Source organism: Stenotrophomonas maltophilia group sp. Smal17 (genome assembly GCF_030237045.1).
Lineage (GTDB): Bacteria > Pseudomonadota > Gammaproteobacteria > Xanthomonadales > Xanthomonadaceae > Stenotrophomonas > Stenotrophomonas forensis.
Genome location: NZ_JASJSU010000004.1, coordinates 51,387 through 77,772 on the forward strand (window position 1 = coordinate 51,387; position 26,386 = coordinate 77,772).

25 protein-coding genes, 1 tRNA gene and 1 pseudogene are annotated in these 26,386 nt (G+C 64.0%); 16 read left to right on the forward strand and 11 right to left on the reverse strand.

Annotated features, from left to right (window positions below; genetic code table 11):
* Positions 1-45: 45 nt before the first annotated feature.
* The 4 genes from QRO93_RS02525 to QRO93_RS02540 all read right to left on the reverse strand — a co-directional run bounded on the left by QRO93_RS02525 (position 46) and on the right by QRO93_RS02540 (position 4,312).
* Positions 46-1,584 (reverse strand): PH domain-containing protein, encoded by a 1,539-nt coding sequence (locus QRO93_RS02525; RefSeq protein ID WP_180879593.1) that lies wholly within the window; start codon positions 1,582-1,584, stop codon positions 46-48.
* On the reverse strand, positions 1,581-2,081 hold the full coding sequence (locus tag QRO93_RS02530; protein WP_053510186.1) for a PH domain-containing protein: 501 nt from the start codon (positions 2,079-2,081) through the stop codon (positions 1,581-1,583). The genes QRO93_RS02525 and QRO93_RS02530 overlap by 4 nt, the downstream gene beginning before the upstream one ends.
* 75 nt (positions 2,082-2,156) lie before the next feature.
* Positions 2,157-3,290, reverse strand: coding sequence for a GTP cyclohydrolase II RibA (gene ribA, locus QRO93_RS02535; RefSeq protein ID WP_285303937.1), 1,134 nt, complete (start codon positions 3,288-3,290; stop codon positions 2,157-2,159).
* Between the two features lie 101 nt (positions 3,291-3,391).
* The gene (locus QRO93_RS02540) at positions 3,392-4,312 is read right to left on the reverse strand and encodes a lauroyl acyltransferase (RefSeq protein WP_053510182.1); all 921 of its coding nucleotides are present in this window, start codon (positions 4,310-4,312) and stop codon (positions 3,392-3,394) included.
* Between the two features lie 62 nt (positions 4,313-4,374).
* Here QRO93_RS02540 and dtd point away from each other — a divergent pair, with 62 nt between their 5' ends.
* The 10 genes and pseudogenes from dtd (at position 4,375) to QRO93_RS21555 (ending at position 15,799) form a co-directional block, all read left to right on the forward strand.
* On the forward strand, positions 4,375-4,815 hold the full coding sequence (gene dtd, locus QRO93_RS02545; RefSeq protein ID WP_180879597.1) for a D-aminoacyl-tRNA deacylase: 441 nt from the start codon (positions 4,375-4,377) through the stop codon (positions 4,813-4,815).
* A 90-nt stretch (positions 4,816-4,905) separates the two neighbouring features.
* Positions 4,906-6,759, forward strand: coding sequence for an RNA polymerase sigma factor RpoD (gene rpoD / locus QRO93_RS02550; protein WP_008265787.1), 1,854 nt, complete (start codon positions 4,906-4,908; stop codon positions 6,757-6,759).
* Positions 6,760-7,025: 266 nt separating this feature from the next.
* The gene (locus QRO93_RS02555) at positions 7,026-7,337 is read left to right on the forward strand and encodes a hypothetical protein (protein WP_053450895.1); all 312 of its coding nucleotides are present in this window, start codon (positions 7,026-7,028) and stop codon (positions 7,335-7,337) included.
* Between the two features lie 40 nt (positions 7,338-7,377).
* Positions 7,378-7,453: transfer RNA gene (locus QRO93_RS02560), tRNA-Ile, on the forward strand.
* 450 nt (positions 7,454-7,903) lie between these two features.
* A complete protein-coding gene (locus QRO93_RS02565; RefSeq protein ID WP_180879599.1) occupies positions 7,904-12,649 on the forward strand; it encodes an RHS repeat domain-containing protein in 4,746 nt (1,581 codons plus the stop codon).
* A 4-nt stretch (positions 12,650-12,653) separates the two neighbouring features.
* Entirely contained in the window at positions 12,654-13,049 is a 396-nt protein-coding gene (locus QRO93_RS02570) for a hypothetical protein (RefSeq protein WP_053450893.1), read from the forward strand.
* Between the two features lie 577 nt (positions 13,050-13,626).
* Positions 13,627-13,689 (forward strand): annotated as a pseudogene (locus QRO93_RS02575) (hypothetical protein); the annotation flags it as partial.
* A 66-nt stretch (positions 13,690-13,755) separates the two neighbouring features.
* Positions 13,756-14,757, forward strand: coding sequence for an RHS repeat-associated core domain-containing protein (locus QRO93_RS02580; protein ID WP_343203061.1), 1,002 nt, complete (start codon positions 13,756-13,758; stop codon positions 14,755-14,757).
* Positions 14,754-15,113 carry a hypothetical protein gene (locus QRO93_RS02585; RefSeq protein WP_053450891.1) on the forward strand — a complete coding sequence of 120 codons (360 nt, stop codon included), beginning with the start codon at positions 14,754-14,756 and terminating at the stop codon, positions 15,111-15,113. Before QRO93_RS02580 ends, QRO93_RS02585 begins: the two co-directional genes overlap by 4 nt.
* 65 nt (positions 15,114-15,178) lie before the next feature.
* Positions 15,179-15,799 carry an RHS repeat-associated core domain-containing protein gene (locus tag QRO93_RS21555; protein WP_080374970.1) on the forward strand — a complete coding sequence of 207 codons (621 nt, stop codon included), beginning with the start codon at positions 15,179-15,181 and terminating at the stop codon, positions 15,797-15,799.
* 261 nt (positions 15,800-16,060) lie between these two features.
* On the opposite strand, the gene QRO93_RS02600 is transcribed toward QRO93_RS21555, so the two are convergent.
* The 3 genes from QRO93_RS02600 to QRO93_RS02610 form a co-directional block, all read right to left on the reverse strand.
* A complete protein-coding gene (locus tag QRO93_RS02600) occupies positions 16,061-16,621 on the reverse strand; it encodes a fasciclin domain-containing protein (RefSeq protein ID WP_053450890.1) in 561 nt (186 codons plus the stop codon).
* Between the two features lie 178 nt (positions 16,622-16,799).
* A complete protein-coding gene (locus QRO93_RS02605; RefSeq protein WP_006472189.1) occupies positions 16,800-17,051 on the reverse strand; it encodes a hypothetical protein in 252 nt (83 codons plus the stop codon).
* A 92-nt stretch (positions 17,052-17,143) separates the two neighbouring features.
* The gene (locus tag QRO93_RS02610) at positions 17,144-17,428 is read right to left on the reverse strand and encodes a hypothetical protein (protein ID WP_238581831.1); all 285 of its coding nucleotides are present in this window, start codon (positions 17,426-17,428) and stop codon (positions 17,144-17,146) included.
* 199 nt (positions 17,429-17,627) lie between these two features.
* On the opposite strand from QRO93_RS02610, the gene QRO93_RS02615 reads away from it, so the two are divergent.
* The gene (locus QRO93_RS02615; protein ID WP_053450889.1) at positions 17,628-18,317 is read left to right on the forward strand and encodes a hypothetical protein; all 690 of its coding nucleotides are present in this window, start codon (positions 17,628-17,630) and stop codon (positions 18,315-18,317) included.
* A gap of 22 nt (positions 18,318-18,339) precedes the next feature.
* Here the strand turns inward: QRO93_RS02615 and QRO93_RS02620 are convergent, their stop codons facing one another.
* Positions 18,340-18,732 (reverse strand): DoxX family protein, encoded by a 393-nt coding sequence (locus QRO93_RS02620; protein WP_053450888.1) that lies wholly within the window; start codon positions 18,730-18,732, stop codon positions 18,340-18,342.
* A 120-nt stretch (positions 18,733-18,852) separates the two neighbouring features.
* Here QRO93_RS02620 and QRO93_RS02625 point away from each other — a divergent pair, with 120 nt between their 5' ends.
* Both QRO93_RS02625 and QRO93_RS02630 read left to right on the forward strand, forming a co-directional pair.
* Positions 18,853-19,272: an H-NS family nucleoid-associated regulatory protein gene (locus tag QRO93_RS02625; RefSeq protein WP_053450887.1), complete on the forward strand. Its 420-nt coding sequence runs from the start codon at positions 18,853-18,855 to the stop codon at positions 19,270-19,272.
* A gap of 49 nt (positions 19,273-19,321) precedes the next feature.
* The gene (locus QRO93_RS02630) at positions 19,322-19,729 is read left to right on the forward strand and encodes a hypothetical protein (RefSeq protein WP_053450886.1); all 408 of its coding nucleotides are present in this window, start codon (positions 19,322-19,324) and stop codon (positions 19,727-19,729) included.
* Positions 19,730-19,752: 23 nt separating this feature from the next.
* Here the strand turns inward: QRO93_RS02630 and QRO93_RS02635 are convergent, their stop codons facing one another.
* A complete protein-coding gene (locus QRO93_RS02635; protein WP_180879601.1) occupies positions 19,753-20,394 on the reverse strand; it encodes a glutathione S-transferase family protein in 642 nt (213 codons plus the stop codon).
* A 473-nt stretch (positions 20,395-20,867) separates the two neighbouring features.
* Between QRO93_RS02635 and QRO93_RS02640 the strand changes: the two genes are divergently transcribed.
* A complete protein-coding gene (locus tag QRO93_RS02640) occupies positions 20,868-21,320 on the forward strand; it encodes a PA2169 family four-helix-bundle protein (RefSeq protein WP_008267995.1) in 453 nt (150 codons plus the stop codon).
* 150 nt (positions 21,321-21,470) lie between these two features.
* Here the strand turns inward: QRO93_RS02640 and QRO93_RS02645 are convergent, their stop codons facing one another.
* The gene (locus QRO93_RS02645; protein ID WP_285303938.1) at positions 21,471-24,830 is read right to left on the reverse strand and encodes an autotransporter domain-containing protein; all 3,360 of its coding nucleotides are present in this window, start codon (positions 24,828-24,830) and stop codon (positions 21,471-21,473) included.
* Positions 24,831-25,018: 188 nt separating this feature from the next.
* On the opposite strand from QRO93_RS02645, the gene QRO93_RS02650 reads away from it, so the two are divergent.
* Together QRO93_RS02650 and QRO93_RS02655 are read left to right on the forward strand one after the other, a co-directional pair.
* Positions 25,019-25,219, forward strand: a complete 201-nt coding sequence (locus QRO93_RS02650; RefSeq protein ID WP_006472022.1) for a hypothetical protein — start codon at positions 25,019-25,021, stop codon at positions 25,217-25,219.
* A 122-nt stretch (positions 25,220-25,341) separates the two neighbouring features.
* Complete coding sequence (locus tag QRO93_RS02655; RefSeq protein WP_180879604.1) at positions 25,342-25,692, forward strand: VOC family protein; 351 nt, start codon at positions 25,342-25,344, stop codon at positions 25,690-25,692.
* Between the two features lie 15 nt (positions 25,693-25,707).
* On the opposite strand, the gene QRO93_RS02660 is transcribed toward QRO93_RS02655, so the two are convergent.
* The gene (locus QRO93_RS02660; RefSeq protein WP_180879606.1) at positions 25,708-26,325 is read right to left on the reverse strand and encodes a TetR/AcrR family transcriptional regulator; all 618 of its coding nucleotides are present in this window, start codon (positions 26,323-26,325) and stop codon (positions 25,708-25,710) included.
* Positions 26,326-26,386 lie beyond the last annotated feature (61 nt).

Here is a 26,386-nt window from a genome sequence, read left to right on the forward strand (position 1 = left end):
GCATGTCTGTGGCTGCCGGCCAGCGGCCGGCACTACCGGCATGGCTCACCAGCGCAGTTTGCGCCGTGCCAGCGCCGCCGCCAGCTGTTCCATCACCCGTTGTGCCTGTTCGTGTGGCAGGTAATGCAGGGTCAGTGCCACATCACCATGCGCACCAGCGGTATCCAGCTGCAGGCTGCTGGTGCCGAGCAGCTTGTCCAGCGGCGAGCGCTGCAGGCGCAGGCCCTGCACCTTGTCCAGCTCGGCCCAGCGCCACCAGCGCTTCCACCAGCCGCCGCGCACCGCCACGAAGTGATCGTCCAGGTACCAGCCCATGCGTGCCATCTGCCGATGCGCGATCAGCAGTGCGATCGGCATCCAGGCCAGCACCACCAATCCCCATGATCCCCACCGCCAGTACGCGGCGGCCGCCAGCAACGGCGCCAGCAGGAGTGCACCCAGGCACAGCCGCCACCAACCGCGCTGTGGAATCGACTGCCAGTGTGCCGGCGGCCACTGCAGCTGCGGCAGCAGGTGCTGCACCAGCTGCTCGCAACGCGTGCGTGATGCCAGCGGCGCCAGTTCGCGCAGGGCACGGTCCTCATCGCGCGAAGGCCCGCCGGCGGCGCTGTCGATGCGCAGCTGGCGCAGCCCGAACCAGCGATGCAGGGTGCTTTCGCGCAGGGTCCAGGCCTGGATGCGGCGACGCGCCACGCTGCTGCGGGTGCGGCTGAGCAGGCCGGCCGAGACGGTCAGGCGGCGCTCCTGCTCGCTGAGCGTGAAGCCGTGGTAGCGCAGCAGGGTCAGCACCACCGACAGCACGCGCAGCGCCAGCCAGCCCAGCAGGAGCGCAGTGCCCGCCAGAAGGAACGCGCCGGCCACGCCCGGGTGCAGGTGACTGGCGTAGCCGAACGCCTCGCGGCCTCCGCGCTGGAGGGCGTCATCCATCACCGGCCGTGGCACGGTCTGGAACAGCACGCCGACGGCGGCGATCGCCAGCGCCCAGCCACGGTTGGACAGCAGGCCCATGCGCACCACGTCCCCGCTGGACAGGCGCAGCAGCACGTGTTCATTGCCGGTGTCGGCGATGTCGGCCACCGCAATCGCTTCGCTGGCCTGCGGCGCTTGCCCGCGCTGGCGCACCAGCCGCTCCAGGGCCAAGGCCTGGTCCAGCTTCAGTACCCGCATTTCCGCCTCCGGGCGCGCGCCACCGGCCGACTCCAGGCGCAGCTCGGCCACGCCGAACAGGCGGTGCAGCGGGTTCTGCCGCACTTCCACGTTGTGGATGCGGGCAAACGGGATCTCGCGGCGGTTGCGCGCAAGCAGGCCGCTGCGCACGGTGATTGCATCGTTGCCGATGCGGTAGCGGTAGCTCAGGTACTGCAGCACCGACACCAGCACCAGGACAGCAATGGCCGACAACGGGATCAGCTGGGCCCACATCGGATCGCGATCGCCGCGCTGGCCGAATACCAGCAGCGCGATCAGCGGCAGGAAGTAGTGGCGCAGCTGCATCAGCAGCACGAACAGCCACGACCACGGATGCAGGCGATGGTCTTCGCCACCGTCGGGCAGCGATGCGGGCAGGGGCGGCGGCAGGCTCACAGGGCGTCGGCGTCCTGGTCGAGCTGGTGCGAAAGGGTGTCGCGCAGGCGTTCGGCGTCAGCCTCGTCCAGGCCGCTGACGGTCACCGCGCTCATGCGCGTGCCGGCAGTGTGCACGATCAGCGTGGCCAGGCCGGCGCGGCGCTCCAGCGGCCCCCGGCGCAAGTCCAGGTGCTGCACGCGCGAAATGGGAATGCGGGTTTCCAGCTGCCACATCAGGTCGCGGCGCAGGCCCAGGCCCTGTGCATCCAGCCGCCAGCGCGTGCGGACCAGGCGACGATGGCCCAGCCACGCACCGAAGGCGATGCCGATCAGCAGCCCAAGGGCCGCAGTCCACAGCCCGCCGGGCAGATCGAAGAACCACGCCGCCGCCGCCAAGGGCAGGCCCGGCACGAACAGGCCGCCGAACGCGCCTTCCAGTGCGGCCAGGCGGGCCGCGCGTTGCGGTAGTACCTGCCAGTCGGAGGCGGGGGATGCAGGAATCGAGGCGTCGGTCACGCGGGCTCCGTCAGGCAGCAGGGCGGGCGATGGCGGCCGTGGCCGCACCGCGCAGACGGTAGCAGGTCGGCCGCGTTACTGGGCAGCCTGGATCAGCGCGTCCACGTCCAGCATGTGGCCCGCACGGTCGGCCTTGGTGCGCAGGTAGTGCTCGTTCTCGGCGGTGATCTCGCCGGTGACCTGAATGCAGTCCAGCACCTCGATGCCGGCATTGCGCAGGCGCTGCGCCTTGGTCGGGTTGTTGCTGAGCAGGGCCACGCGCGAGATGCCCAGGCCGTGCAGCATCGCCACCGCGCTGCCGTAGCGGCGTTCGTCGGCGCCGAAGCCCAGCTGCGCATCGGCGTCGATGGTGTCCAGGCCATCGTGCTGGTAGCCGTAGGCACGCATCTTGGCCGCGATGCCGGTGCCGCGGCCTTCCTGGTCCAGGTACAGCAGCACGCCGCCACCCAGTTCCTTCAGCTTGCGCAGGCCGCGCCGCAGCTGGTCGCCGCAGTCGCACTTGAGTGAACCGAACAGGTCGCCGGTCAGGCACGAGGAATGCACGCGCACCGGCACCACCGCCGACAGGTCCGGCTCGCCGACGATGATTGCGACCTGGTCGCGTTGCGCCACGCCGCCGCGGAACACCGCGAAGGTGGTCATGCCAACGTCGCGCAGCGGCACCGGGGAGCGGGCCACCAGTTCGTAGTCGTGGGCCGCATGGGCCGCGCCCTCGGCGAGGTCGCACAGGGCGACCTCGGCGGCACCGTCGAAGGTGGCGTCACCTGCGTCCAGGCGCACGGCCACCATTGCCGGCAGCAGCAGGCCCAGGCGGGCGAGTTCAACCGCGCCGGCATCGAAGGCGTCACCGGCGCTCCAGCCCTCCGGCATCGGGCCGGGCTCGCGCAGGTAGCCCAGCGAGGGCAGGGCATCGAAGGCGATGCCGGCCAGCGGCAGGCGCGCGCCTTCGGGGGCTTCCACGCCGAGCACGCGGGCGCGGGTGGCGGTCAGGAACAGGTAGTGGCGCTCGCGAGCGGCGCTGGCGAAGGCGGCAAAGCTGCTGGCGGTGGCACTGTCCAGCGCGATCACCGCCAGGCGTTGGCCCTGGCCATCGTGCAGCAGGACCGGGCGACCGGCGCGCAGTTCGGCCACCGCGCGTTCGCAGCGGATCGCGGCCGGATCGCCGAACAGGGAAGAAGCAGACATGGCAGGACCGGGGGAGGCGGACATCGCAGTCTCTATGGGGGCGCCGGCGTCGTATTCAACGTGGTGCGGCCGCCGGTCGCAGGGACCGGTCGGGCTCAGTGGGCTGGCCGCTAGTGGGGCGGCCGCTAGTGGGGATGCTCTTCGGTAGCGTAGGGATCTTCCTCGCCGCTGCCCGCCGGTCGCAGCGTATAGCGCTTGTACGTCCACTGGTACTGCGCGGGGTCGCGGCGGGCGATGCGTTCGATACCGGCATTGAGCGCGGTGGCGGCCACCTGCGGGTCCGGGTCGGCCACCGCCGGGTCGGTCGGCTCGATGTGCAGGGCGAATTCCATGTCCGGCCCGATCCGCTCGCACCAGCCGTACAGCACGGTGGCACCGGTGCGCTCGGCCAGCCGGTTGACCAGGGTCATGGTCAGCGCCTGCACGCCGAAGAACGGCACGAACACGCCATCGCCGGCCTTGGGCTGCTGGTCGGGCAGGATGCCGGTGGCACCGCCGTCCTTGAGCACCTTGAACAGCTGCCGCACGGCCGGGCCCTCGGCGCGCACCTGCTGCACGTTCTGGCCGCCGCGCACGATCTGCAGGAAAGCGTCGCTGGCCTCGTCCTCCGGCGGCTTGTAGACGATGGCGATCTGCCCGCGCGAGGCCAGCCACTGGTTGAGCAGCTCCCAGTTGCCGAAGTGCGGCGCAGCCACGATCACGCCCTTGCCGCTGGCCAGCGCCGCGTCATACAGCGCTTCGCCATGGCGCTGCTTCAGGTGCAGGCGCAGGTTGTCGGCCGGCTTCTGGCTCCACAGGCGCAGGGTCTCGATGGCCTGCAGCGCGGTGGAGCGCAGCAGCTCGCGGTGCAGGTGGTCGCGCGCGGCGGCATCCAGTTCGGGGTAGGCCAGTTCCAGGTTGCGCCGGGTGACGCGGCTCTCACGGGCGTTGAGACTGATCCACGCCCACGCCAGGGCGCGCGCGGCGCCCCGCAGCAGCGGCCAGGGCAGGCGGGCGAACAGGGTGGTGGCGCGGTAGACCAGCCGGGCTTTGCGTTGCGGATTCATCGGCGCCAGTTTAGCCAAGGGCGCTGCTATCGTGGCCGGCCCTGTTCATTCGGAAGCCCGCGATGCTCGTCCTGATCCAACGTGTCAGCCAGGCCGCCGTGCATGTCGACGACGAAGCGGTCGGGCAGATCGGCCCCGGCCTGCTGGCGCTGGTCGGCATGGAGCCCGGCGATACCGAGGCCCAGCTGCAGCGGATGGCCGAGCGCCTGCTGGGCTACCGGGTGTTCGCCGACGAGGCCGGGAAGATGAACCGGTCGCTGCGTGACACCGGCGGCGGCCTGCTGCTGGTCAGCCAGTTCACCCTGGCTGCCGACACCCGCTCGGGCATGCGCCCGAGCTTCACCAGCGCGGCGCCGCCGGACGAGGCTGAACGCGGGTTCAATCGATTTGTCGAGATCTGTCGTGAAAATCACGCGCCGGGGGTGGAAACGGGCCGATTTGGTGCCCATATGGTCGTCAGCCTGGTCAATGACGGTCCCGTGACCTTCCTTCTCAGGCCCTGAGCCTGCGGGACCACCGCCCGGCAGGCGGGGCCCCGGGCTGGTATAATGCTACGTTCCCTATTTCTCCCTAGCCGGTGGCGCGAGCACTACATGGCCAACGAACGTCCTGCCCAATCCGAAATCAAGCAACTGATCAGCAAGGGCCTGGAACAGGGCTACCTGACCTACGCCGAAGTCAATGACCATCTGCCGGACGACATGGTCGACCCGGAACAGATCGAAGACATCATCGGCATGATCAACGGCATGGGCATCGATGTCCATGAAGTTGCGCCGGATGTGGAAACCCTGCTTCTCAACGACGGCAACACCGGTAACCGCGAAGTCGATGACACCGCGGCCGAAGAAGCCGCCGCCGCGCTGAGCGCGCTCGACACCGAAGGTGGCCGTACCACCGACCCGGTGCGCATGTACATGCGCGAAATGGGCACCGTCGAGCTGCTGACCCGCGAAGGCGAAATCGCCATTGCCAAGCGCATCGAGGAAGGCCTTTCGCAGGTGCAGGCCGCCCTGGGCCAGTTCCCGGTGTCGGTCGAGTCGCTGCTGAACGACTATGAAGCCCACAAGGAAGGCAAGAAGCGCCTGGCCGAAGTGATCGTCGGCTTCAACGACCTTACGGACGAAGCCCCGGCGCCGGCCGCGGCTGCCGCTGATGACAGCGACGATGCCGACGCCGATGGCGACGAGGACGAGGACGATGATGTCGAGGGTGGCGAGGAAGAAGCCGCACCGACCGGTCCGGATCCGGAGGAAGTCGCCGCGCGCATGCAGGCGCTGAGCGATGCCTTCACTGCCTTCAAGAAGGCGGCGACCAAGGGCGACAAGAAGAACCTGCCGCGCCTGCGCGAAGAGATGTCGGCGGTGTTCGTCACCCTGAAGCTGCCGCTGCCGCTGACCGACGTGCTGACCAAGCAGCTGCGCGACACCATGGCCGACATCAAGTCGCATGAGCGCCGCGTGCTGAACCTGGCCACCGTTACCGCCCGCATGCCGCGCAAGGACTTCATCCGTTCCTGGGAAGGCAACCAGACCAACCTGGAATGGGTGGAAGATGCACTGAAGCGCAAGCAGAAGTGGTCTTCGGCGCTGCGCGAAGTGAAGGACCAGATCATCGCCGAACAGCAGGCGACGATCGACATCGAGAAGCTGACCCAGCTGGACCTGGAAGAGCTGAAGGAAATCAGCCGTGCCATGGCCTACGGTGAAGCCAAGGCGCGCAAGGCCAAGAAGGAAATGGTCGAGGCCAACCTGCGCCTGGTGATCTCGATTGCCAAGAAGTACACCAACCGCGGCCTGCAGTTCCTCGACCTGATCCAGGAAGGCAACATCGGCCTGATGAAGGCCGTGGACAAGTTCGAGTACCGCCGCGGTTACAAGTTCTCGACCTATGCCACCTGGTGGATCCGCCAGGCGATCACCCGCTCGATTGCCGACCAGGCACGCACCATCCGTATTCCGGTGCACATGATCGAGACGATCAACAAGTTGAACCGCATTTCCCGCCAGATGCTCCAGCAGTACGGCCGCGAGGCCACGCCGGAGGAGCTGGCCAAGGAAATGGACATGCCGGAAGACAAGATCCGCAAGGTGATGAAGATCGCCAAGGAGCCGATCTCGATGGAAACCCCGATCGGCGACGACGAGGATTCCCATCTGGGCGACTTCATCGAGGACACCAATGTGGAGTCCCCGATCGAGAACACCACCAACATCAACCTGTCTGAAACCGTGCGCGACGTGCTGGCCGGCCTCACCCCGAGGGAAGCCAAGGTGCTGCGCATGCGCTTCGGCATCGACATGAACACCGACCACACGCTGGAAGAGGTCGGCAAGCAGTTCGACGTGACCCGCGAGCGCATCCGCCAGATCGAAGCGAAGGCCCTGCGCAAGCTGCGTCACCCGAGCCGCTCGGAGCAGCTGCGCAGCTTCCTGGATATCGATTGATTTCCAGCGGCTGTTGAAGCGTTGAGAGAAACCCCGCCTGGTGCGGGGTTTTTCTTTGGTGGGTGCCGGGACATGCCCGACGGCTCTTGCCGATGTCGCATCTGCCGTTTGAATTCTTCCTGCGACGGTCGCACGCTGATCGCGCAGATGCTCAACACATCCCGTAGGCGGGCCGGTCATCACCGGCGCCGATGCAAGCGCGCGGCAGGTCACGTGCAACTCGCACGGCCTGCGGCATTGATTCGTCATGCATCTGGAGTCACGCCATGAATGATGTGGAGCACGATTTGCCTGAGCCCGTACGAGCCGATTTCCCGCCGCTGCTGGACTGGGATGAGGTGATGCGGGATGAGTGCGAGGATCGGTTGGGGTTTGCACGCCGTACAACGTATGCGCTGCTGACGCTGTCGGAGGCCGGATTGCTTGCCGGCTTCAGTGGCGACAACCAACAGGGACTGGAGGAAGTCAGAAGGATGGTCGCGTTGTTCCAGGCATACCTGAGGCGGCAGGTATGGCTCGCGGAAGCAGCGGAGAGGCGGCTGGGGCGTGTTTCGGAGGCGTTTGCCGCCGCCGGGTAGCCGATCGAGCGCGGCCTCCACTACACTGTGACGCTGCGCAGGGCCTATAGCTCAACGGTTAGAGCAGGGGACTCATAATCCCTTGGTTCCAGGTTCGAATCCTGGTGGGCCCACCACATTGACGTCCGGCGAAGTCCAGAGGGCGTCCAACATCGTCGGAATTACGCGGTCTCAGTTGGAATGGGCGCCGCTGCACGTGCTTCTGAATGCCGCCTAGGCCATGCAGCCTTCCACAATCGACTTGGAGCTACCTCATCAGTTCTGCATGAAGAGGTGCCCTGCTTGGATGCCCAAGCTAGCCGGCCCTGTGTCCACTGCGCTCTGAGGAGTACTTGTAGCCTATGAACATGCCCGGCGGGTCAGGCTGTGCGGAAACTGCCGCCCGGGATTCTGCGACCAGTACGCGTGTGCGTTGGGGCGGCCCCTCATAGATCTAGTAGCACGAGACAAGCAGAGGAAACCAAATGAGCCAATAAGCCATGATCATTTCAGAGGTGAGATGAATTCTTATTTGACGGATCCTGGCTTGCTGTGAAAAAGTCGCTCTCAACAATCAGGGGGCGGAAATGCGGATCGAAACAAGGAACGTCGCGGTCGGCCCGCGTGCGAGTGGATGCGCGGTGCTCGCACTTCTATTTGGGCTCTGCTTCGCCGCGCGGGCGCAGCAGGTAGTTCAGCAGCCCTATCAAGAGTACGACAAGAAGCTCAACTCGGCTGAGCAGGTCGGTCCACTGACATCAGAGCTCTTCGGTGACTCGATCAATGTGTACGACCAGAGCGGATACTTCAAGCAGACCGATATCGACTTGGCAGGTAACAACTTGCTACCGGTACGGCTAGAACGCCGATTGAATGTGAGGCCCATTCCCGACAACGGTTCGCCGCCATTGATCTATGGTGGTGCGGGTGACTGGAGCATCGATGTACCTTTCATCTCCGGCGTATTCGATTCCCAGTATGGATGGACCTATCGAGGTTCTCGGAAAGATCCGCGCTGTAGCACCAACTTCATTCCCTATACGCCGCCGACAGTCCGCATTGAAGACATCTGGTCTGGCTATACCGTCAATCTTCCCGGGGAGGGCGCGCGGTCGCTGATGGGTGACCCACCTGCCGGCCTCAAGCCAGTCAGTCGTCAGAGCGAAAACTGGAGCTGGACCACCAGTGCGATGGACACCGTCAGTTGCACGCCGATGATCGCCGGTCTGGAGGGCGAGGGCTTCATTCTGCAGACCACATCGGGCATCAAGTACACCTTTAATATTGGCACGCAGCGCGCTGTGGGTCTGATGGGATCCATCGGCGCCAACTCTGCCCAAGCGCGCGTAGAGATCTATCTGCTGGCAAGTCGAATCGAAGATCGCTTTGGTAACAGTGTCAGCATCAGCTATAACGGGAACGGCTATCCGACCAACATCACGTCCAGCGATGGGCGCTCGATCTTGTTGAATTATGTAGGAAATCGCCTGCAGAGCGCCTCGGCAAATGGCCGCACCTGGACTTACGGATATGCAGGAAACTCGCTGCAGCGGGTTACCCAGCCGGACGGTGCCTGGTGGGAGATCAACCATCTCTCCGACATGCGTATCGCCTATGAGAACTGGCCGGAGGACCCGTCGCAGGGGTGTGGCAGTCCGCCTTTTCGGGACAAGATCTACACCCTTCAGATGAAGCATCCATCTGGTGCGATCGGTACGTTCTCCTTCCGGAATGGGCGACGCTATCGTGCAGGAGTTCCGGCGAGCTACTGCATCAAAGAGGCGCGCGATGGTCAGATGATTCAGTATCTCGCGATTGCCAACTACTTTGAGAACTTTGGTCTGACGGAGAAGACCATTGAAGGTCCGGGTATTGCTCCCATGCGCTGGACGTATACGGACAAGGGGGATTATCAGGACTACTGGGCGGGGAACTATCCCTACTGCAGCACCTGCACCCAGTCCAAGGCGGTGAGAATCACGCAGCCTGACGGAAGCTGGGTCGAAGAGATCTACGGAATTGTTTTCCGGTTCAATGATGGGAAGCTTCTTGGCCGGCGTGCCGGCAATGCGGCAGGAACGGTGCTCGAGACCGAAGAACTGACGTATGTTTCAGATGCGCAGATGCCTTCGATGCCCTTTCCCGATCGCTACGGCTGGACGTGGGGAGGTAACGACGGCAGCTCGGCACTGCTAAGGCCGCTGCAACGACGTCAGGTCACGCGGGATGGTGTGACGATGACCTGGCAGGCCAACTCCTTTGATAGCTATGGGCGCCCGGCGAGCGTGACCCGCAGCAGCTCGCACGGGGGAAGTCGGACTGATGTCACCACTTACTACAACGACACCAGTGGCTGGATCCTTGGCCTGCCTGCCAGCCGGACCAACAGCGACACAGGTCTGGTCGAAGCCCAGAACACCTACACTGCGAAGGCGCAGTTGGTTGAGCAGCGAAGTTTTGGAAGGCTTATCCACCGGCTGGGCTATCACGCCGATGGCAATGTCGCGTCGGTCAAGGATGGCAATGGCAACACGACCACGTTGGAGCGATGGAAGCTGGGAATTCCACAATGGATAAGCCATGCCGACGGCACGGTGACCCGGGCCGCCGTCAACGATTCTGGCTGGATTACCGCCGTCGCCGACGAGAATGACTACCTCACCCAGTACGAATATGACGCGATGGGGCGGCTGACACGCGTCGAGTATCCCAGCGATGACAGCGTCGCCTGGAATGCAAAGAGGCAGGCACTCGAGTGGGTGCCGCTTAATGAGTACGGTATTCCTCCGGGTCATTGGCGGCAGACAACGGCCACGGGCAACGCACGCAAGATCACCTACTTCGATGCGTTGCTGCGGCCGATGCTGACCCAGGAGTTCGATGCGGGCAATCAAGCCGCCACGCAGCGCCTGCAGTTGTTTGCCTACGATGCCCAGGGGCGGCAGACATTCTCGTCGTATCCGGTTTCAGACTTCCCGGTTCCCTGGAAGGGGACCTGGAAGGAGTACGACGCCCTGGGGCGGCTGACCTCAAGTTCGCAGGACAGCGAACATGGTCTGCTGTCCACCCTCACCGAGTATCTGCCAGGTGGGCAGATGCGCGTGACCAACCCCAGGGGGCAGGTGACGCAGACCCGGTTCCAGATGTTCGATGCGCCGTCCTATGAGCACCCGGTGTCGATCCAGATGCCGGAGGGGGCGGTGATGAATATCGCCCGGGATGTCTTCAACAAGCCATTGATCATCGCCCGCGGCAATGCCAATGGCAGCCAGACGGTGGCTCGCCGCTATGTCTATTCGCCCAGCCAGCAGCTGTGCAAGACGATCGAGCCGGAAACCGGCAGCACCCTGATGGATTACGACGGCGCCGGCAATCTGATCTGGTCGGCATCCGGGGTCGATTCTCCATCGCCACTGACCTGCAATACCGAGGCCATCAGCAGCAGCGGTCGCGCCGTCTATCGCGAGTATGACGCGCGGAATCGGCCAACCTATCTGCGGTTCCCCGACGGAAACGGCAATACGAGTTGGACGTATACGCCGGATGGGCTCCCGTCGCGATTGTTGGTCCGGAACGATTCTGGCGCCACGACGGCGTCCAATCACTATTTCTACAACAAGCGCCGCCTGTTGACAGTGGAAAGGGTGTCTCAGCCTGATTGGAACGATTGGCCCATCATCTACAGCTACAACGCCAATGGCCACCCTTCCGGGCAGACCTGGCCGAGCGGGCTGACGGTCGACTACGCGCCGGATGCGCTGGGCCAGGCTACACGGGTCGGGAACTTCGCTACCGACGTTCGCTACTACGCGAATGGCGGCATCAAGCAATTCACCTATGGCAACGGCATCGTGCACACGATGCAGCAGAACGAGCGTCAATTGCCTTCGCGGACCACCGATTCGGGTGTTCTCGACTTTGATACGCGATTTGATCGGAACGGCAATGTCAGCGACATCTATGACCTGGCACTGGGAGCGTTCTACAACCGGCACATGCTCTATGACGGTCTGGATCGACTGATCGCGGCAGGCTCCAACAACTTTGGCGGTGATTCCTGGCACCGGTTCAGCTATGACACGCTGGACAACCTGACCAGCTGGATGCTGCCGGGTGTCAAAGACCATCGCTACTGGTACGACGCGCACAACCGCCTTACCAATGTGCGGGATGGTGTGGGCAACACGCTTATCGGCCTGAGCTATGACGTGCAGGGCAACCTGAAGCTGAAGAATGGCCTCAACCACAGCTTCGACTTCGGCAATCGACTGCGCGAGGTGACTGGTAAAGAGACCTATCGCTACGACGCGCTGGGGCGCCGCATCCTTGCCTCCGCCCCAGGACTGGGAGTGGTGCTTTCGCAGTACGCACAGGACGGTCGGCTGGTATTCCAGAGTGATGGCCGCAAGGGGCTGGGGCGCGAGTACGTTCATCTGGCCGGCAGCCTGATCGCTCGCCGGGACTACGCAGGCGCCGACGCCAAGATCACCTACCTGCACACCGATGCGCTGGGAAGCCCGGTTGCCAGTACGGATGCTTCCGGCAACGTGATCGAGCGTACTCATTACGAGCCGTACGGCGCGCCGATCGGCAAGGTGGTGGATGGCCCTGGGTACACCGGGCATGTGATGGATGGTGAGACCGGGCTGGTGCAGATGCAGCAGCGGTACATGGATCCGCAGTTGGGGGTGTTCTTGTCGGTGGACCCGGTGACGGCGTATGAGCAGCCGGTTGGGCAGTTCAATCGGTATCGGTATGCCAATGGGAATCCCTACAAGTTCACGGATCCGGATGGGCGGGAGAGTGGTGCAGCCTACTCGGCAATGTACCGGGCCGAGCTGAAGTATGGGATGAATACCAGTGGCACAACTCTTACTAAGGAGCAAGTGGGAGTAATGGTTGACTTTATGCCGATATTTGGCGATGCGAAGGGTTTTGTTGATGCCTATAACAATCCCTCGCTTGTCAGTATCGGGGCCGCTATGTTGGGTGTGGCCGGTCCACTTGGTGATGGTGCCGCAAAGCTGATAAAAGGAGTTGACCGAGCTGCAAGTGGCGTGAAGCTGAGTAAACAGCTTGGTAGTGAGCAGCAGCTTGGCGAGCTGATGTCAGGAAAGGGAGAGGTCATCGCTGGCGGGCAGAGTGGAGTTCTTTTGCGGGATTCGCCGCGCCTCAGTGCTGTTCATGGAGGAAGTGCCTCTGATTGGGTCAAGGTATCAAGCTCGTCGCACAAGGCGCCAGATGGGCAGCAATTCTCTACTCATGCATATCAGAATCAGGCGACCGGACAAGTCGTTGAGCCAAAAACAAAGTTGATTGAAGAAGGGAGATAGACTGATGCGAGTAAAAGTCGTCAGCAATTGGGTTGATATTCTTGCCGGGCTTGGCGCGGAAGGGAGAGTAAAGTCGACGCTGTTCCTGGGTGCTGGGAATGAGTACACGGTATTCGGACTTAGTCTCCATAGGGAGTCGAGCATTTACAGGGGCGGGACGCTCGTCTGCAAGGTAATCGATGACTATGGGAATCTGACTTCTGCGCCAATCGGCATATTTGATGTTATTGATGGGTCCATGCCGAAAGAATGGCGCATTGAGAAGCGGTTTGATGGGGTGTTCATGTGGCCAGATTTATTTCATAGGGAATTCTTCTTTGACGATCTGTCGGAAGGTGTTCCGGAGTGTGTGGCCGAATTTAGGAATCTTAGGTATATAATGGAGGGCGAGGGTGGGTGAATTTTATCGTGGCGGAACTACGGTGGCTCGGAGGATACTCAGGAATAAATACTGCTTGGATGATGAATGATCTAGACCCGGGCTGCGTAATTGGCAGGCCATAGGGTTGGATCCATCGTTGGGGATCAGGACTAGCTTCACGAGCCAAGTGCAGTCTTCTGCTGTCAATGGCGCTAAGGGAACCGTGCCGGGATGGGGCGCAGTAAAACGTGGTCGCTGACTGAAGGCAGGTCGCAAGTCGGCCATGAATTGGATGGTGGAAGGGAGGGGCTTCCGCATTACCAGGCAGAGGGTGTGAGAGGACATGCTTTCTGGGGCAAAGGTTAGTGTAGGTGCGCTTGCTATGACCGGCATGATTGAGTAAGTCACTGAAGAGCCACGAGATGACCCCTATGAGCTTGGGTATGCTCAGGTTCGCGACCTGATTCTTCGCGAGCAGCCCCCCCTCTGTGCACAAGGCTTGGATCGTGACCTGGGCGCACGGTAGGCGTCGTACCTTAGGTTCGGTCGAACATCTGTCACTTGTTCAGGCCCGCGACCAAGTGTCAAAGACCATCGCTACTGGTACGACGCGCACAACCGCCTTACCAATGTGCGGGATGGTGCGGGCAACACGCTCATCGGCCTGAGCTATGACGTGCAGGGCAACCTTAAGTTGAAGAATGGCCTCAACCACAGCTTCGACTTCGGCAATCGGTTGCGCGAGGTGACTGGCAAAGAGACCTATCGCTACGACGCGCTGGGCAGGCGGATCCTTGCATACTCGCCTACTAAGGGAAATGTACTTTCCCAGTACTCTCAGGACGGCAGGCTGGTATTCCAGCGCGATGAACGAAAGGGACTGTGGCATGAGTACGTCCATCTGGCCGGCAGCCTGATCGCGCGCCGCGACTACGGTGACGCAGAGGCCAAGATCACCTACCTGCACACCGATGCGCTGGGAAGCCCGGTTGCCAGTACGGATGCTTCCGGCAACGTGATCGAGCGTACTCATTACGAGCCGTATGGCGCGCCCATCGGCAAGGTGGTGGATGGCCCTGGGTACACCGGGCATGTGATGGATGGTGAGACCGGGCTGGTGCAGATGCAGCAGCGGTACATGGATCCGCTGCTGGGGATGTTCCTATCTGTGGACCCGGTGACGGCTCACGAGAATCCTGTCGGAATGTTCAATCGCTATCGTTACGCTGCGAGCAACCCATACAGGTTCAAGGACCCTGACGGCCGCTGCTATACAAGCACGGGGGCGTGCATGACGGAGGCTGAGTTTGAACAGGCGTGGAAAGGGGAGCCAAGTCGGGTCCTGAACACGATCGGAAGCCCGTTGGGGACTGTCGCAGACGCCTTGAATGGCGATTTCAAGGGCATGATTGTGGGCGCGGTGATGTCTCGTGCTCCGGGTGGAAAGAGCGGAGTCAAGGCGGCAGGGTTCTTTGTCCGATTTGGAAAGGGCGCAGAGAGCGCTGAATCGCTTGCAGCTCAAGCCGTCAAGGCGGAGAAGGCCGGGTTCCCGCATGGGGTTTCGGTCAAAGCGCAGGAGAGGGTGAGTGCGGCAGATAGACTCAAAAACCGGGTTGCCGATCAGGCGGAGGCAAAGAGCGCGTTCAATACACCTCAAACCGGGAACAATCCGAACCACCATACTGTGGAACTCCCCAAGCCAGTAACGGAGAAAGTGGCTCAGAAGTTTAATGAGGTTTACAAATGAAGATCGAATTGCTTGTGGAATGGTACGACGGTGAGTTGCAGCAAGTGATGGAAGATGGTGGTCGATACCTATACGCAATCTGCGTGGAGGCAGACTTCAGTAAGCCCTTGCAGGATAGGGTCTACTTCGTGATCAATATTCTTGCGAAGGAGAAGCGAATGATTGAGCGCTTTCTCGCTGACGCAGACATGGATGGCCTTGATCGTCTGCTGCGCGATGAATTGTACGGTCGCCGAGGTGCGATTTTCTTAGGGGATCCAAACAATTGGAGGGTGGAGTCGGCTGATTTCAGTATTGAGCCAGCCCCCTATCTCAAATTCTTCGCGTTTCCAGTCGTCGATGTATTGGTGGCTTGAATCTGTGGACAGCGGTGCCGTTATGGGTAGTCCCAGCCCCGTACGTCAACTAAAAGCAGCGGTATATGGATCCGCAGTTGGGTGTGTTCCTGTCGGTCGATCCGGTGACGGCGTATGACCAGCCTGTGGGGCACTTCAACCGGTATCGGTATGCCAATGGGAATCCCTATAAGTTCACGGACCCGGAGGGCCGGCAGAGTCTGCCGCGTTCGGTATACGAGATCGACTGGACGAAGCCTGAAACTAGACAGGCGCTCCGTGAAGCTGTCTCCATGGTCGCGGACTTCCGCGCGGTGGCAGTGTCAAGTACAGCCACGGAAGCCGACGCCATGACCACTCGCAAGATTCCGCCATTCCCCGTCGATGAACCCACCAACGACGACGACAACCCCGCCTTTGACCTCAGCACCTTCCAGGGCTGCCTGAAGCGCATCCGCGATGGCGAAGGGTCCGATGGCATGCTGTGGCCGGAAGAGAACCTGTCAGACGGCCGCCGTCAGTCCTTGGCCAGGATCGACCGCGCGGCGGTGGGCATGCTGACCGCAGTGGAGATGCTGCATGCGGCCAGTCGCTGCGAATCCACGGCCACGCCCGACCGCCATCTGGATGAAGGGGTTGTTGAGGGCCTGTTTTTCGCGTGCCGCGAATTGGCGGAACTGGTATGCAGGGAAGTCAGGCCATCCTGACCTCTCGCGCCCGGGCAACCCCTCACCCCATCTCGCGGTGAGTCGCCATTGCTGGACGCATTCAGTGGACGTTGCCGATCTGGCGACCGTTCTACAGCCGGCAGATGCTCCACGACCGCCTGGACCGAGTGATCGTGGCAGGCTTCAACAATCGGGGGCAACGACCATCGCTACCGGTCAAAGGGTGCGGCCGTCCATAGCCGGGTCTTCTCTCACAACAGCGGCAGCCGCCGTACGCGACTGCCGCGGATACAGTCGTGGTTACTTCGGCATCAACACCGTGTCGATCACGTGGATCACGCCATTGGACTGGCCGACATCGGCAATGCTGATTCCAGCCTTGCCACCCTTGGCATCAATGACCCACAGCTTGCCGTCATGCAACGCGATGGTGAGCGACTCACCTTCAACGGTCTTCAGAATCGCCTTGCCGCCGTGCTTCCTGGCATCGGCCATCAGCTGCGCGGAGCTGTAGTTGCCCGGTACCACGTGGTAGGTCAGGATCTTGGTCAATTGCGCCTTGTTTTCAGGCTTTACCAGCGTATCGACCGTGCCTGCGGGCAACTTGCCGAAGGCTGCATTGGTGGGTGCGAAAACGGTGAAGGGGCCAGCACCATTGAGGGTATCGACCAGCCCGGCTGCCTTGACCGCGGCGACCAGGGTGGTGTGGTCCTTGGAGTTGATGGCGTTCTGGACAATGGTCTTGCTGGGATACATTTCCGCTCCGCCCACCATCACGGTGTTGGCGGCGAAGCTCAGTGAAGTGGCTGAAACGAGTACGGCGAAGCTGACGGTGGCGGCTATCCGCTGAAGAGCTTTCACGGCGCGTTCCTCTATGGGAGGCCCGCAAGGCGCGGGCATCCTACATACGCGGGGGCGCGGTGCTTGGATGCAGGCAGATGCATCCGGGTGCTTCTTCGCCGGAGGTGGCGACGCGTTGTAAAAGGCGAGTGAACGCCTGCGTCTGCTGGCGCGCTACGCGATACGAACCGCGTGCCATTCAGCGGCGCGGATGACGGATGTCGGATGGGCTGCTTGAAAGACGCGCGTTGCTGATGGCCTGGCGGACGCCACAGTTGCGGCAGGCCAGCACGGTTCCCCCGGCGACATGTTCCATCTCATCTTCGCCCCACACGCTCGTAGCGCCGCAGGCCGTGCACGTCGCTACGATCTGCAGTGCCCGCGCCAGAGTGCCATGCTCTCCGGCTTTGTACGTCAGGTTGGTGATCTGAAACAGTCCGGTATGACTCATGGGAAGGCCGGCAAATATCGGTTGACTGAAGGCTAGCGCCGAACAGGTATCGGCAGCGTCGGTGCGATGTTGATGGAAGGTCCAAGCGCTGGCTATTCGCCGTTGCGTCGATTGAGCTCTTCGAGCCGTGCCCGGCTGACTGACTGGTGATTGCCGCAGGTTGGGCAACTGAGGGCCGCTGCCCCATCAAGATCGACCAGTCCATGATTGGGGATCGCCCTGAACTGCCACGAGCACTTGATGCAGGCGCAATCGATTCGAGTGACCTGCAGGAGTGTGCCGTCCGCGCGCGTCACTCCCTCGACGCTGGTTACGTAGAACTGTCCGATGTCACGCATGAAGATGAACGAGCGCCCTGACTTGAATGGGGCGCTCATCATGCTGCTTTGCGGCCAGTACGGGACGCAGGGTGCTTGACGGAAATCTGAAGAATTAAGAATGCATGCAGCGCCGGGGGCTTGCTTCCAATGATGGAGTGTGGGCCTCTGCTCGCCAGAGCACTCTGCACTCGTCGGAGCATCCTTCGGAAGAGTGGCATGATGCGGCTTCCGCCGATCCGTCCGACCAGGAGCCAGCATGAAGCGCAGTGCCTGCACGTTCGTCGTCCTGACCACCCTCGCCGCTATGCCTGTCGGGGCTGAAGAGCCTTCCGATTCACCCAGGCGCCCTTCTGTTGAAACCCTGCAGCGCCTGATCGTCGACAAGGCACCGCAGACACGCGTGGAAACGCCGGACCACGAACGCATCACCGCGCGGCGGATCGATATCGTCGACGACACGGGCGTGATCCGCATGACGTTGTCCGGCAGGACACCGGCGCCGATCATCGATGGCCTGCAGTACAAGCGCGCGTTCAACGTGGCCGGGATGGTGCTGTACGACGACAAAGGCAGCGAGCGCGGTGGCTTCGGCACCGCCGATGTCGACGGTGGGATGGCGGTGCTGGCGCTGGATCATCCGGCGATGGACGCGATCGGTTGGCGGGTATCACCGGACGGCGCGGTGAGCTTTTCGATCAACCAGGCACCGAAGCTGATCCGTGAACCTGCATTGGGCAACAAGCTGATTCCCGGCGTGCAGGCGCCCACGCGCATCGGCCTGGTGGTTGGCGCTGATGGCACGCCGGCCATTGCCCTGAACGACAGGTCAGACCGCACGCGCCTGCGCCTGACGGTCACCGCCGAAGGCTATGGTGCAATCGAGTTCCTCGACGCGCAGGGCAAGGTGATCCACACGCTGGCGCCCGAGGCGGAGCTCCGCCGCTAGCGCGCAGGCGTCGGATCAGCGCCTAGCCGCGCCGCCCGCGCCCATCAATGCTGTAACGCCCGGCCCCGGTGCAGGCCAGCAGCAGGAATCCACCGGCCAGCCCCAGGTTCTTCAGGAACATGATCTGCTGGGTCGGGTCGGCGACGTTGTGGTGGAAGATGAAAGCAGTCACCAGGCTGAAGACCACCAGCACCACCGACACCAGGCGGGTCTGGAAGCCGAGCAGGATGCAGAGCCCGCTGCCGATCTCGAAGGCGATGGTCGGCCACAGCAGGATGCCCGGCACGCCCATCGCTTCCATGTAGCCCTGGGTGGCACCGGGGTCGCCGAGCTTGCCGATGCCGGAGACCAGGAACAGCGCCATCAGCAGCAGGCGTGCAAGCAGGTAGGCGAGCGAATGCGATGAGGTGCTCACGTCGATGTCCTCGGAGATGGCGTGCGATGGCGATCGGAGCCCAGCGGCGGTGAAGCCTGTGTGTATGCCCGGCCATCAGGATGCCTTGACAGCCGCCGCGGCGCGGTAGACCTTTCTCGCATGACGATTGATATTGAATCGCTCAGCCTTCGCGAGCTGGGCGCCCTGGTGGTTGCCGCTGAACAGCGGAAACAGCTGATTTCCAACCGCCGCCCGGCCAGTGCGGTACGCCGCCTGCTGAGGGCCGCAGCGGCCGAAGCGGGCTACACCCTCGAGGAGCTGTTCGGCGCAGAGGCCATCGAAGAGGCCGCCCCGCGCCGGAAGCCGGCACGGCGCAGGACCGGCAAAGTGGCGGCCAAGTACCGCGACCCGGAGTACAAGCGGCTCACCTGGTCCGGCCGTGGGCGCATGCCGCGCTGGCTGGCCGCCAAGGTCCAGAAGGGCCACAAGGTGACCGACTTCCTCATTCCGGGCCTGGCCAAGCCGACGGCGCGCAAGAGCAGCCCGATCGGCAAGCGCACGGTCTTCAAGAAGGATTGACCCGGTGGCGCTGTTACCCTGCCCGGGTCTTTGAACGAAGGAGCAGGCGATGGCATACAGCGGCAGCATGACGATCACGCCGAAGTGGCTGTACCTTGCCGCAGGCCTGTCGGTGCTGGTCAGCCTGCTGGCCTGGTCGGTGGAATGGAGCGGCCTGGCCTATGTCTGCCCCTACTGCCGCGTGCAGCGCACGGTGATCGGCGTGCTCGGGCTGTTGATGCTGTTCGCGCGGCCAGGCGGCCTCATCGTGCCTTGGCTTGCGTACACCTCAGGCGGCTTCGCGTTTGTGGTGGCCGCCATGCAGCACTTCAACGGCTGGAAGCGCATCTCTGCCGGAGAGTTCAGCTTCAACGCGCAGTGGTACATCGATCCGTGGCTGTTGTCCGGGTGCGCGATGCTGATCCTGGTGGCGCAGCTGATGCTGGTGCAGGCCGCCTCCCGGCCCAGGCCGCGCTGAGTGTTTCCACGCCGTGCGCGGAACTATCCGTTCTGGAACACCGCCCGCTGCGCGGCGAACGCGCGCTGGTAGGCCGGGCGCTGCTTTGTCCGGTCCACGTAGCCGCTCACCTGCGGGAATTCATCGAGCAGGCCGCTGCTCTTCAGCCGCAGCAGTACCGCAGCCATCATCAGGTCGCCCGCGCTGAATCCGCCGTCCAGCCAGGCGGAATCGCCCAGCGCTGCGGACAACTGCGCCAGCCGCGTCCGCACCCGCTCATCGAGCATCGGTAGCCGCTGCGCGTACCAGGGCTGCTCGCGCTCCAGTACCCAGGCCATCGAGCGCTCAACAACCGGCGGCTCCACCGTGTTCAGCGCGGCGAACATCCACATGATCGCGCGCATGCGCGCATCCGGATCGCGCGGCAACAGGCCCGGGTACTGTTCGGCCAGGTGCAGGACGATGGCGCCGGATTCGAACAGGACCTGGCCGCCGTCCTGCCAGGTGGGAATCTGCCCAAATGGATTCCTTTCGAGGTGGGCGGGCTGCTTCATCTCGGCAAAGGTCAGCAGCTGCACGTCGTAGGCCACGCCCAGTTCTTCCAGCGCCCAGCGCACGCGCATGTCGCGGGCCAGGCCCTGGCCGCGATCGGGTGAGGTGGCGAAGGCAGTGAGGATGGGACACATCGGGAGGCTCCTGCAGGCCGACGGGCCTGGCTTCCAGTGTTCCGACGAACGACAGCGCCTGGAATCGACATACGCTCCGGCGCGTGCACGTCGCATGCACGTGCCCTCTACGCGGGCACTGATTCAGATCCATCACGCTGGCGGGGTCATCCGCAGAAACAGGTGTGCATCCATGAATACCCCAGGAAAACCGAAGCCCAGCTGGCGCCAGCGAAATGTGCTGATGGCAGCGCTCGCTGCGGTGCTCGTCATCGTTCTGGTCATTCTCTTCATCCCCTGGTGAAGCCCGCGCAGACACGTCTGCGTGAACGCGACACCACCGTGGCGTGAAGCGGTCAGTGCGGGTTGGGCGAGGTGATGCATGCATCAATCAATGCTCACCCACGAAGCACATGGGCCTGTCCACAGTGGTCCCGCAGGCAGCACTCACGGCTGCCTCTCTCCCACGGAATCGACTACACAGGAGCAATGACATGAGCACCCAGTCCACCATCGAACATCGCCTCAACGACCTGATCGAGATCGCCCGTGATGGCAAGTCCTTCTATGAAGAAGCCGCGACCAAGGTGAAGGATGCCGAGCTGTCGGCACTGTTCACCCGCATTGCTGGCGTCAAGGGCCGCATCGTCGCTGCACTGAGCGGCTCGGTCGCTGCCAGCGGTGGCAAGCCGGCCGAGCACGGTACTGTCGTCGGCTCGATGCAGCAGTTCTACGGCAAGGTGCGCGCTGCCTTCGGTGATACCAACTACGGCTACGTGGCCGAGCTGGAAGAATCCGAAGATCGCCTGCTCGGCGCGTTCAAGGACGTGCTGAAGGAGAACGATCTGCCGCCGGCCGTGCGCCAGGAAGTGACCCAGCTGCTGCCGGACGTGCAGGAATGCCACAACGTCATGCGCGCGCGCAAGCACGCGATGAAGGCAGCCTGACGCTTGAAGGCGGCCTTCTCCCCGGGGCCGCCGCGGCCGGGGCAGTGTTCTGCCCCGGCCACCTTTGTCCAGGGGGACGCGCATAAAAAAGGGGCGGCCGCGAGGCCGCCCCAACCCGTCAAGAGAGCACGTGACTAACCGGGCACGTGACTAGAAGCGGATCGACCAGCGGGCATTGGCACCGTGATCGCGGCTTTCGCTGCCGAACTGGCCGCTGTAGCCCAGTTCCAGCTGCTGCCGCGGGGTCAGCCAGGCCGACAGGCCCAACTCGGCCACGACCGCATTGTCGGCAATCGGTGCACCCTCGACCGCGAACGTCGTGGTGCTGTTGGCGAAGGCGAGGTTGGCTACCTGGCTGCGGTCACCCGAGGCCCGGCGATAGCCCACGCCACCGCGCAGGTGCAGCCAGCTGTCCTGCTGGAACGATGCCTTCAGGCCCTTGTCGAAGCGCACGCCGGCGGTGGCGACCGTGGTGCCGGTGTCATCCACCTTGCCGTGCAGTGCCGCCGCACCGCCGCGCTCGTCGATCTGCTTGAGGTCCACCTCCACGCGTGCGACCTGCAGGTACGGCTCCAGGCCACCCTCGGCACCGCCGAAGCGGTAGCCCGCCTCGATGAAGGCCTGGCGGGTGTGTGCGTTGTAGCGCGCGCTCAGGCTGTCGCTGAAGCCGGCAAAGGCCACGTCGCGGTTGCTCTTCACTTCGTTGCGGCTCCATGCGACGCCACCACGCAGGCCGAAACCGCCCCAGTTGTGGCTGGCGTAGGCACCGAAATGGGTGTTGTCGATCTTCGACCGGGCGCGACGCTCCTGCTGCTTCACGTCGGTGCGGCCAGTGCCGGCCAATACGCCGATCTGCCAGCCGCCGAACTCGCGGTCGACGCCGACCAGCACGCCGTTGCTGTTGGTGTCGGTGCGCGCGGTGTTGGAATTGCCATCCAGCTTGCCGTTGCCGCCGATGGCCTGCACCCATGCACCGGTGGCGTCGCCCGGCTCCGCACCGGGTGCCGCCGCGCCCGCGCGGGGCGACAACGCGGCATCACGGACGTGGCGGCTGCCTTCGACCAGGGCCAGCGCGGTGGCAGCGTGCAGTTCGCCACCGATGCCATCGAGCACGCCGCCGACCTGCTGCGGGAACAGCTGGGTGAGCGGCTTGGGCAGGCCCTGGTTGATCGCCAGCACGTCGGCGGCCGCGGCGACCGCGCGTTGGTTCGGCGTACTGGCCGCGCTGGCCAGCAGCGCACCGCGTGCGACGTCGATGCGGGCGCCGTTGGCACCGTAGGCCAGGCTGAACTGCAGGAACGGCGAGAAGGCGCTGAAGTCGGTCCTGGCGAACTGGCCGCTGACGCCGCCGTCGGCGCGGATGAAGTTGAACTGCTCGCCCAGGTAGTAGGTGCCCGGCTCCGGCAACGCCACCAGGGTGCCGCCGAGGGTCGCGGTGCCGGTCACGTGCAGCTGGTCGCTGCGCCCGCCCGGGGCCAGTTCGGCGGCAAACACGCCGCTCGCACCCTGCACGTAGTTGCCGTTGATGGTGAGCGTGCCGATGGAGTTGCCGGGGGCGATGGTGCCATCGACGCGGGTGCTGCCCAGCGTGCCGACGCCCTTCAGTAGGCCGTTGGCGCCGACCGTGGTGGTGCCACCGGTCTGCGTGCCGTTGAAGGACACCACGCCGCCGTCGACCGTCAGGTTGCTGTTCTTCAGCACGCCGCTGGCGCTGACCGTGCTGACGCCGCCGTGGGTGGTGAGCGCGGTGGAGACCAGGCTGCCGTTGAGCAGGAACTGGCCACCCTGCACGTCGACCGCCGACGTGAGCGCGTTGCTGCCGTTCAACTCCAGGGTGCCCTCGCGCAGTACAGCACCGTTGAAGGTGTTGTCGCCGCTCAGGCGCAGCCAGCCGATGCCGGATTTGGTCAGCTTGCCGGGGCCGCCGATGGCGTTGGTCCAGTCATCCCATGCATCGCCCTCCCACACCTTCAGGCCGCCGGCCCTCTGGTTCATCACCACGTTGGTATCCACCCGCAGCGATCCATAGCCTTCGATGGCCTTGCGCAGGTCGACCATGCCCCAACCGTAGATGGGGTCGATGCCTGCCGCACCCAGATCGCGCGCGGTGGTCAGCAGCACATCGCGCACCTGGGCGTTGTCCAGGTACGGGAAGCGCTCCATCAACAGGCCGAGGGCGCCGGTGATGTGTGGTGCGGCCATCGACGTGCCGGTCTTGGTGCCGTAGGTGTACTGGGTGTTCTCGCTGTCGATGATCAGCCGCACGTACGCCGAGGTGTTCTCGATGCGGCCCTTGATCTCGCCGGACACGATGGTGCTGAGGATGTCGGTGCCCGGGGCGGAGATGCACCAGTTGGCGGCGACACCGCAGATGCTGGAGCTGCCGTCGATCACGTAGTCGGTTTCGCCGGCGGCGGCATTGGGCCGGCGCACATTGGCCACCGCCAGCCAGTAGGGTTCGATTTCCGGCTTCCAGCGCGGCATCGACGCGGTGATGCCGGCCACCGCACCACTGCCGTTGCCGGCCGACCAGACCTGGATCAGCGTGGAGCCGGGCTTGTCGCCGCTGCCGGCATAAATGCTGCCGTACACGTCGTAGCCATCACCGATCGCCGCATACTGCGCGTCCAGCGCGGCGGCGGTCATGTTGCGGGTGGAGATGCCCCAGCTGTGGTTGATGGCGCGCACGCCCTGCGCCTGGATCTGCGCATACATGTCCAGCGTGGCAGCGTCATCCGGATCGGTGCGGTACAGCGCACGCGGGCGATAGAAATTGTCCGGGTCCAGGCGCCACTCGTAATAGGTATCACCGAAGACGCGGGCAGCGGTCAGGTTCGAACCGAAGGCCACGCCGTGCATGCCCTTGCCATCACGGTTGGCACCGATGGTGCCCAGCACGTGGGTGCCATGGTCGGCGTAGCTGAAGCCATAGGGCTGGCCTGCGGCGATCAGCCGTGCGGCCAGCGCGGCGGGAACACCGGGGCCAAGGCCGTAGTAGTTGTAGCCCGGCTGCTCGCCACGGGTCTGGCCGCATGCGCCGGCACCGGCCACCACGCCGGGCGTGGCGCAGTCCGCACCGATGGTGATGCTGGAGGTGTTGCGCCCGGCGAATTCGGGGTGCGCCAGTGCCGAGCCTGAATCGAACAGGGCCAGGCGCACGCCCTGGCCGGTCAGGCCGCGCGCGTAGGCGTAGTCGGCGCCCATCGCGGCCAGTCCCCAATCGGCGTTGAATTCATCGCTGCGCCAGCTGGCTGCATCGCCGGGTTTGCCGAGCAGGGCGGTGCTTCCCGTCGCAGGCGCGGTGGCGGTGGGCGCCGTGGAAGCCGACGCCACATCGGCGACGGGCCGTGCCCACGCTGCCTGCAGCTGGCGTTGATGCTGCCAGGTATCGAGTGGTTCGCTGGCCATGGCCGGCAAGGTGGTGGCCAGCAGCAGCGAGCTGGCAACAGCAAGTGCCAGCGGGCGATGCGGGAGGGAGCGGGACGAACGGCCGTGCAGCGGGTGATTCATCGGACAACTTCCTTGGTTGACGGACAACAACGCCGTTAACGCCAAGGCAGGCCGATGTCCCCCAGTCGTGTGAAGGAAATTTTATGAACTGGTTAAGGATTCGTGACGCGGGTGTTCACCTCGCCTCCCGGCGGCCCCGCTACGGTGGGCCGGCCTGGGCTCACCAGGCTTATCAAGGAGTGATGACGATGCGTGCATTGAAGAAGATGGTCGCCGGTGCGGTGTTCGCGCTGGCCTGCACCGGTTCGGTGGCAGTGGCAGGGCCGGTCGAGCCCTGTGACAAGCCGTGCTGGCGGGCCTATCAGATGTGCCTGGCCAGCGGTGTGGATGCCGGTGAGTGCCAGCAGGCCTACAACACCTGCGTGGTGGACCTGTGCATGGGCGTGTGAGTCGCGCCTTTTAAGTTCCATGCCGCCTGGAGCCCCGTCATCGACGGGGCTCTTCTGTTGCAGGAGGTGACGCTGGCATCGATGCGGTACTCTCGATGCGTCTTCCGGGAAAGGGAAATGCCATGGCTGTCAGGCGCGTCGTTGCCAACATCGCCACGCCCGATCCGCAACGCGCCGCTGCCTTCTATGGCGACCTTCTCGGCATGCCGGTGGTGATGGACCACGGCTGGATCGTCACCCACGGCGGGCAGGGCAGTGCCCTGGCGCAGGTCAGTTTTGCCAGTGAAGGCGGCTCCGGCACCGCAGTGCCGGACCTGTCGATCGAGGTGGACAATCTGCAGGACGTGCTGGAGCGCATGCGCGCGGCCGGCATCGTGCTGGAGTACGGCCCGGCCGATGAACCCTGGGGCGTGCGCCGTTTCTTCGTGCGCGATCCGTTCGGAAGGCTGTTGAACATCCTCGCCCATTGCTGAGCGGCGGGTTGCGGGTCAGGGATGCGTCGCGGCCGGCGCTGTGCCGACCATGCGCAGGCAGTCGTCCACCACGGCGGCAATGAAGGCGTCGGCGTCCTGCGCGGGTGCGGCGATCAGGTCATCGGTGGCGCCGTGCACGCCGGCATAGATCAGCGAGGCGGTGACCTGCGGCGACGGCAACTGCCATAGGCCGGCGGTCATTCCCGTTTCAAGAATCGACAGCAGCTGCTGCTGGATCGCGTTGCGTTCGGCATTGCCGCGCTGGTGATGATGGTGATGGACGAAGACCACATCGTGGACGGCGTGCGTGCGCACGTAGATTTCGATGTTGGCGCGGATCCAGGCGCGCAGGCGTGCCACGCCATCCGCGGCCGGGTGCTGCTGCACGGCCTGGTCGACGTCCTCGATGAAGTGCCGGGTATAGCGCTGCGCCAATGCCTGCAGGATCTCGCTGCGCGAGGCGAAGTAGGTATAGAAGGTGCCCTTGGCCACGTCGGCTGCGGCCACGATGTCACTGACGGTGGTGGCCTCCACGCCCTGTGACAGGAACAGCGCCTGCGCGGCGTCCATCAGTTCTTCCTGGCGGGTTTCGGCGGGCTTGGTGCGAGGCCTGGCGACGGCGGGGGGCTGCATCGTGGGTGGATCCGGAGGTGTCGGCCGCCATTCTAGCCCTGCCTCGGGAGTGACTGACCGT